This window comes from Novosphingobium sp. SG754 (genome assembly GCF_013149315.1).
Classification (GTDB): Bacteria; Pseudomonadota; Alphaproteobacteria; order Sphingomonadales; family Sphingomonadaceae; genus Novosphingobium; species Novosphingobium capsulatum.
The window spans coordinates 949544-956831 of record NZ_JABGCC010000001.1 but is presented as its reverse complement, the minus strand read 5'-3'; the positions used below and the strand labels follow the sequence as shown (position 1 = coordinate 956831).

7 protein-coding genes are annotated in these 7288 nt (G+C 66.9%); 5 read left to right on the top strand and 2 right to left on the bottom strand.

Features of this window, described 5'->3' with window-relative positions; translation table 11 throughout:
- Positions 1–142: 142 nt before the first annotated feature.
- Positions 143–661, bottom strand: a complete 519-nt coding sequence (locus tag FHW97_RS04450; RefSeq protein WP_022676422.1) for a GNAT family N-acetyltransferase — start codon at positions 659–661, stop codon at positions 143–145.
- 328 nt (positions 662–989) lie between these two features.
- Here FHW97_RS04450 and rpsA point away from each other — a divergent pair, with 328 nt between their 5' ends.
- The 5 genes from rpsA (at position 990) to FHW97_RS04425 (ending at position 5919) form a co-directional block, all read left to right on the top strand.
- A complete protein-coding gene (rpsA, locus tag FHW97_RS04445; RefSeq protein ID WP_054130489.1) occupies positions 990–2690 on the top strand; it encodes a 30S ribosomal protein S1 in 1701 nt (566 codons plus the stop codon).
- Positions 2691–2969: 279 nt separating this feature from the next.
- Positions 2970–3548: a biliverdin-producing heme oxygenase gene (locus tag FHW97_RS04440; RefSeq protein ID WP_171798124.1), complete on the top strand. Its 579-nt coding sequence runs from the start codon at positions 2970–2972 to the stop codon at positions 3546–3548.
- Positions 3549–3633: 85 nt separating this feature from the next.
- Complete coding sequence (gloB, locus tag FHW97_RS04435; RefSeq protein ID WP_171798123.1) at positions 3634–4395, top strand: hydroxyacylglutathione hydrolase; 762 nt, start codon at positions 3634–3636, stop codon at positions 4393–4395.
- A gap of 28 nt (positions 4396–4423) precedes the next feature.
- On the top strand, positions 4424–5449 hold the full coding sequence (locus FHW97_RS04430; protein ID WP_022676426.1) for a LacI family DNA-binding transcriptional regulator: 1026 nt from the start codon (positions 4424–4426) through the stop codon (positions 5447–5449).
- An 8-nt stretch (positions 5450–5457) separates the two neighbouring features.
- Positions 5458–5919, top strand: coding sequence for an Lrp/AsnC family transcriptional regulator (locus FHW97_RS04425; RefSeq protein WP_107715784.1), 462 nt, complete (start codon positions 5458–5460; stop codon positions 5917–5919).
- A gap of 101 nt (positions 5920–6020) precedes the next feature.
- On the opposite strand, the gene FHW97_RS04420 is transcribed toward FHW97_RS04425, so the two are convergent.
- Positions 6021–7286 (bottom strand): CynX/NimT family MFS transporter, encoded by a 1266-nt coding sequence (locus tag FHW97_RS04420; protein WP_171798122.1) that lies wholly within the window; start codon positions 7284–7286, stop codon positions 6021–6023.
- Positions 7287–7288: the final 2 nt, after the last annotated feature.

Below are 7288 nucleotides of genomic sequence, written 5' to 3'. Positions count from 1 at the left end.
GCCCGCCCCCCCCCCCCCCCCCCCCCCCCCCCCCCCCCCCCCCCCCCCCCCCCCCCCCCCACCCCCCCCCCCCCCCCCCCCGCCCCCCCCCCCCCCCCCCCCCCCGGGGGGGGGGGGGGGGGGGGGGGGCACGCGCCACATCTTACCCCAGCCGCTTTTCCAGCATGACCAGGTGCGGATCGCCCTCAACACCATGGGCGATGAAGCCATAGTCCTTTTCCAGGTCGATCGCGGCCTGGTTGGCGCGGTCCTCGATCGCGATCACGCGGTCCAGCCCGCGCCGTTCGCCTTCGTGGGCCAGAAGGTCGAGCATTGCCCAGCCCACGCCCTGCCCGCGAAAATCGCCGCGTACCGAAACCGCCACTTCGCCGGTTTCCATCGCCGCATCGCAGGCCAGCATGCCCGAAGCCACCAGATCACCGCTTGCCTGGTCGAACGCCAGGAAGCTTTCGGTGCGCCAATGGTCCACCCGGGTCAGCGGCAACAGGCGCTGGTGATCGAGATGGCCGGCCGCCGCGAGAAAGCGAAAGCGGCGGTCTTCGGGCAGCACGGCATCGAAAAACGCGGCCAGCGCATCTTCGTCTTCGGCAAAGGCCTGCCGCACGCTCAAGGTCACGCCGTGGCGGGTGACAACGGTGGCGGCGCGGGCCAGGGCAGCCATGGGGGGCGGTGTTTGGGTGGCAGTCATTGCGGCAACTCCCGTCGTGCGGATTGGATGCACAATCCCTAGTCTGCCCGCGCGCCGATCACCTTGACCTTGCGCAAAGCGGGCATTTGCAAAACACGCGGTTTTGCTTGCATTTCACTGGGGGCAGGCCTAAGCGCGCCAGGTTCTTTCCCGACAGGGACAAGAATGCCTGCGCGGGCATCCGGCCCGCATGGGCGGATCGGCCCTTTTGGCCCATTATCCTGCATGGGGCAGGTGATGGAGAAAAGACCGGCGGAACCAACCGCCTGGCCGGAAACATCGATATCAGGAAGACTTTTTCATGTCGACCAACCCGACGCGCGACGATTTCGCCGCGCTGCTTGACGAATCGCTTGGCGCTGGCGCCACCGGTGGCTTTGAAGGCCGCGTCGTCAAGGGCACCGTCACCGCCATCGAAAACGACAAGGCCGTCATCGACGTGGGCCTGAAGAGCGAAGGCCGCGTGGCCCTGCGCGAATTCGCCGCCCCCGGCCAGCCGCACGGCCTCAAGGTCGGCGACGAAGTCGAAGTGTTCGTCGACCGCGTCGAGAACGCCGAAGGCGAAGCCATGCTCAGCCGCGACCGCGCCCGCCGCGAAGCCGCCTGGGACAAGCTCGAATCCGAATTCGGCGAAGGCAAGCGCGTTGAAGGCGTGATCTTCGGCCGCGTGAAGGGTGGCTTCACCGTCGACCTCGACGGCGCCGTGGCCTTCCTGCCCGGCTCGCAGGTCGACATCCGCCCCGTGCGCGACGTGACCCCGCTGATGGACATGCCGCAGCCGTTCCAGATCCTCAAGATGGATCGCCGCCGTGGCAACATCGTCGTGTCGCGCCGCGCCGTTCTGGAAGAAACCCGCGCTGAACAGCGCTCGGGCCTGATCCAGAACCTCAAGGAAGGCCAGATCATCGACGGCGTCGTCAAGAACATCACCGACTACGGTGCGTTCGTTGACCTCGGCGGCATCGACGGCCTGCTCCATGTCACCGACATGAGCTACAAGCGCGTCAACCACCCGAGCGAAGTGATCGCCATCGGCGACACCGTGCGCGTCCAGATCATCCGCATCAACCAGGACACGCAGCGTATCTCGCTGGGCATGAAGCAGCTGGAAAGCGATCCGTGGGATGGCGTTGCCGCCAAGTACCCGGTTGGCGCCAAGCTGCGCGGCACCGTCACCAACATCACCGAATACGGCGCCTTCGTGGAACTGGAACCGGGCATCGAAGGCCTGGTCCACGTTTCGGAAATGTCCTGGACCAAGAAGAACGTCCACCCCGGCAAGATCGTTTCGACGAGCCAGGAAGTCGACGTCATGGTTCTGGAAGTCGACAGCGACAAGCGCCGCATCAGCCTGGGCCTCAAGCAGGCGCAGCAGAACCCCTGGGAAGGCTTTGCCGAAAAGCACCCGGTTGGCTCGATCGTCGAAGGCGAAGTCAAGAACGCCACCGAATTCGGTCTGTTCATCGGCCTGGATGGCGACGTGGACGGCATGGTTCACATGTCCGACATCGCCTGGGGCATCTCGGGTGAAGACGCCCTGGCCCTCCACCGCAAGGGTGAGCAGGTCAAGGCCGTGGTCCTCGACGTCGATGTCGACAAGGAGCGCATCTCGCTCGGCATGAAGCAGCTCGAAAAGGGCGCTCCGGCTGCTGGCGGCGTTGCCACCTCGGGCTCGCTGCGTCGCGGCGAAGTCGTCACCGTCACTGTCCTCGAAGTCCGCGATGGCGGCCTCGAAGTGCAGGCTGGCGAAGACGGCGCGACCGGCTTCATCAAGCGTTCGGACCTGGGCCGCGATCGTGACGAACAGCGTCCCGACCGCTTCCAGGTTGGCCAGAAGATCGACGCCATGGTCACCGGCTTCGACCGTTCCAAGAAGCCCAACTTCTCGATCAAGGCCCGTCAGCTGGCCGAAGAAAAGGAAGCGGTGGAACAGTACGGTTCGTCGGACTCGGGCGCTTCGCTCGGCGACATCCTCGGCGAAGCCCTCAAGGCTCGCGGCTGATCCCGGCCTGGCGGGGGCCATGCGGCCCCTGCCAACCGAGAAACCGAAAAGGCCCGCCTGGCACCACGCCGGGCGGGCTTTTTCATGCAGTGGCGTTTTCCAGGCGCTCGGCCTACATTCGATGCGTCATCCCATGGCCACCCCGCATTCCGTTCGCCCTGAGCATGTCGAAGGGCTGTTTACACGTCAGCGCTGCGCCTCGCGTCCTTCGACAAGCTCAGGACGAGCGGAGCATGGCGCAAAAACATCCCACCTAGATCTCGAGAATTGGCCACGCGCATGCCCTCACCCACCCAGCCCGATCCCGGCCGCGCCCAGCGCCTGCGCGAGGCGACGCGCGATGTGCATGCGGCGCTGGATGCGGCGCTGATGGCGCGGGAAAGCTTTGCCAGCCGCGAAGGCTATGCCAGCTTCCTGGCCATGCAACTGGGCTTTCACCGCACGGTCGCGCCGCTCTATGGCGATGCCGCGCTGCAGGCTGTCCTGCCCGGCCTGGCAGACCGCTGCCGCCTGCCGCTGGTCATCCAGGACATGGCCGATCTGGGACTTGATGCGCCCTCCCCGCCACTGCCGGCCCCGCCGCAGCCCACGCTCGGCGCTGCGCTGGGATGGCTCTATGTGGCCGAAGGATCGAACCTGGGCGCAGCCGTGCTGCGCAAGCTGGTCATGCGCATTGGCCTCTCCGACACATTCGGCGCCCGCCACCTGGCGCCGTGGGGCGCCGGCCCGGCGGCGCATTGGCGCGATTTTACCGACGCGCTCGATACCGTGCCGCTTGATGCCGGGCAGGAAGCCGAGGCGATTGCCGGGGCGCGCCAGGCCTTTGCCCATGTCGCGCGGCTGGCCCGCATCGACTGAGCAGTGCAGCTGCGCCGGTTAACCGCCGTTTGCCGTCTTTTGCTTTGCAGCATTTCCGCTATGAGGGGTGAGAGGAGCGAGGGCGATGATCGAAGTTCACCAGTTTCCCTGCCTGTCTGACAACTATGGCTACCTCGTGCATGACAGCGCGAGCGGCGAAACCGTGTGCATCGACACCCCCGATGCCGATCGCTATCTGGCCGAGGCGGCTGCGCGCGGGTGGCAGATCACGCAGACCTGGAACACCCACTGGCATGCCGATCATGCCGGCGGCAACGCGGCGATCAAGGCCGCCACTGGCTGCACGATCAGCGCGCCGGCGCAGGAAACCACCAAGATCGCGGGCGTCGACCAGGCTGTCGATGGCGGTGACAGCGTGCGCCTGGGCGATCATGTGGTGCAGGTGCTGGCCGTGGGCGGGCACACGCTGGGCCATGTCGCCTATCACCTGCCCGATGCCGGCCTGGCCTTTGTGGGTGACGCGCTGTTCGCGCTGGGCTGCGGGCGCATGTTCGAAGGCACCCCGCCGCAGTTCTGGGCCAGCCTCACGCGCCTCAAGGCGCTGCCGGCCGAAACGCTGGTTTACTGCGCGCACGAATACACCGCCAGCAACGCCCGCTTTGCCGTGCACGCCGATCCCGACAATGCCGCGCTGGCTGAATATGCGCAGGACATCACGGCGCGGCGCGCACAGGGCCTGCCCACCGTGCCCACCCCGCTGGCGCGCGAGCTGGCCACCAACCCCTTCCTGCGCGCCGACGATCCTGTCCTGCAATCCCGCTGGGGCGGCGGCGATGCCGTCGCCACCTTTGCCGCCTTGCGCGCGGCCAAGGACAGCTTCCGCTGACTGTTGCACGCGAAAGAGACCTTGATCCATGGCCGAAAAGCGCCTCACCCGTGTAACCAGTTTCGACGTGGCCGAAGCGGCCGGCGTCAGCCAGTCCACCGTTAGCCGCGCGCTGGCGGGTGACCCGTCGATCAGCGCGCCGACCCGCCAGCGGGTGATGGAGGCAGCGCGCAAGCTCAACTATCAGGTGGACGAAAACGCCGCGCGGCTGCGCCGGGGCAAGACCGGCACGCTGGCTGTCGTCATGGTCTGCCGGCCGGGGCAGGATCGCAAGGATCTCAATCCGTTCTACTATGCCCTGCTGGGCAGCACCTGCGCGGCGGCCGCCGCGCGCGGGTTCGAGGTGCTGGTAGCGTTTCAGGACAGCCCCGAAAATTTCTGGGGCCATTACCAGGAACGCCGCAAGGCCGACGGCATGATCGTGATCGGCACCAGCGAAAACACCGCAGCCTGGGACTATTTCGGCGCGCTGCCCCAGGGCAGCCACTGGGTGTGCTGGGGCGCGACGCAGGACGATTTTCCCTGGGTGCGCAGTGACAACCACGCCGGGGCAACGCTCGCCACGCGCCACATGCTGGTGCGCGGCTATCGCCATATCGTGTGCCTGGGTTCGGAAACCTCGCCACAGCGGCAGTTCAAGGAACGCTATGACGGCTATGCCGCAGCGATGGAAAGCGCCGGGCTGGAGCCGGTGCTTCAGCGTATCGAGCGTGGCCTGCCGCGCGAAGAGCAAGGCCGCCGTGCCGCCGTGGCCCTGATCGAAAGCGGGCGCCCGTTCGATGCGATCTTTGGCGTCAGCGACGAGATCGCGCTGGGCGCGCTCAAGGAACTGGCCGGGCGCGGGCTGGTCGTGCCCGATCAGATCGGCATCGTCGGGTTCGATGGCGTGCGTGCCGGTGCCTGGTCCACGCCGCCGCTCACCACGGTGGAATCCGATTTCGAGGTGGCCGGCTCGCTGCTGGTCGATCGGCTGCTGGCGATGATTTCGGGCGAGACGGCGACGGCGCGGCGCGTGCCGGTGCGCCTGGTCGTGCGCGGCTCAACCCGGCCCTGAGCAGCCCGATGACAGAGCCGTCGCCGCTTGATCGCATCGACCTCAGGATCGTGGAAGAGCTGCGTGTCGACGGGCGGCTGAGCATCAACGAACTCGCGCGCCGCGTGGGCTTGAGCAAGACTCCGTGCCAGGCGCGGCTCAAGCGGCTGATGGCCGATGGGGTGATCCGCGGCTTTCGCGCCGTGGTCGATCCGCACAAGCTGGGCCTGGCGCATATCGCGTTTACCCAGGTCAAGCTGTCAGACACCCGCGAAAAGGCGCTCGATGCGTTCCGCCGCGCCGTCCTCCAGGTCGAGGAGGTGGAGGAATGCCACATGATCGCCAGCCATTTCGATTATCTGCTCAAGATCCGCACGGCCGATATCCTGGCCTATCGCCGCGTGCTGGGAGAGCGGATTTCGAGCCTGCCCAACGTGGCGAGCACATCGACCTATGTGGCGATGGAAACGATCATCGAGCACGGCGCTTAGGAAAAAGCGGGACCCCGGATCAAGTCCGGGGTGACGCAAAGTCTAACAGGTCAAGAATGTACGTCACCCCGGGCTCGACCCGGGGTCCCGCTTTTGCATCATCACGCCAGCACCGCATCCCCCGCCGCCGCGCGCGGCACCGGGCGGCGGGCCAGCCCCACCACCAGCGCGACGACCAGACCGATCAGCGCCTGGCCCGCGAAATTGGGCACGAAGCTGCCCATCGTATCGTGCAGGTGCCCACCGATGCTCGGCCCGATCGCGGCCGAGGTGGAAACCACGGTCATCACCGAATAAAGCTCCAGCGCGGCGCGCCCGCCGAACCAGCCGCGCAGCAACAGGGCCGTGCCTACGGTGGAAACCCCGATGCCGATGCCAAAGGTTACCGCGAAAAAGCCCAGCGCGGCCGTGCCCAGCGGCAGGATCAGCGCGAGTGAGGAAAATGCCGATCCCACCAGCGCCACCACGGTAAGCGCGCGGGCATCGACCCGCTGGCCGGCAAAACCGGCGAGCGCCGCTGCCACGGCCGCCACGAAGGCCGCCGCCGAAATAAACCCCGTGGCCACGCCCGGCGCCACGCGGTGTTCCAGCATGTGCTGATAGGCAAAGCTGTGCACGGTGGTGTTGATCAACAGGCACGCAGTATAGGCCAGCACCACGATCCAGAACTGCCATGAAGCCAGCGCGGCGCGCGCCGTCCAGCCTTCGGGCGGAGGCGGCGCTTCATCGGCCGGGCCGTGGACCACGCCGACGCGGCGTTCATAACGGCCGCACACCGCCGCCGCGAACAGCCCCAGCACCAGTGCGCCGGCGGCACAGGCCAGCCAATAGAGGCGCCAGCTGCCGGTGGCCGAATGGATCGCGAAGAAGGTGATCGGCCCGGCCACCGCCCCCAGGTTGCCAGCGGTAAAATAGAGGCCGATGGCCGTGGAGCGCTTGCGGTCAAAGGCATTGCCAATGGCATCGACCGCCGCGATCGACCCGCAAAAGCAGAAGCCCAGCCCCAAGAGCAGCGTGGCGAGCAGATACATCCACACGCCCTGCATCCAGGCCAGCGCGGCAAATCCGGCGATAAGCTGCACCATGCCGATCAGCAGCGTAACCGCCACGCCATGGCGGCGGATGACAGCCGCCGGCAGCATCGAGGCCGCCCCGCAGGCAATCCCCAGCACGGTAAAGCCCATGCCCGCCTGCGCCCAGGTAAAATGCAGATCAGCCACGATCATCGGCAGAACCTGGCCCAACGAATTGAACGTGGAAGCCATCAACAGAAAATAGAGCGCGGCGAACGCGCCCAGAATGACGATACGCATCGGCTTGGTGCCCTTGGTGATACCCGTGCCTGGCTGGGTTGCCCGCACCGACATGG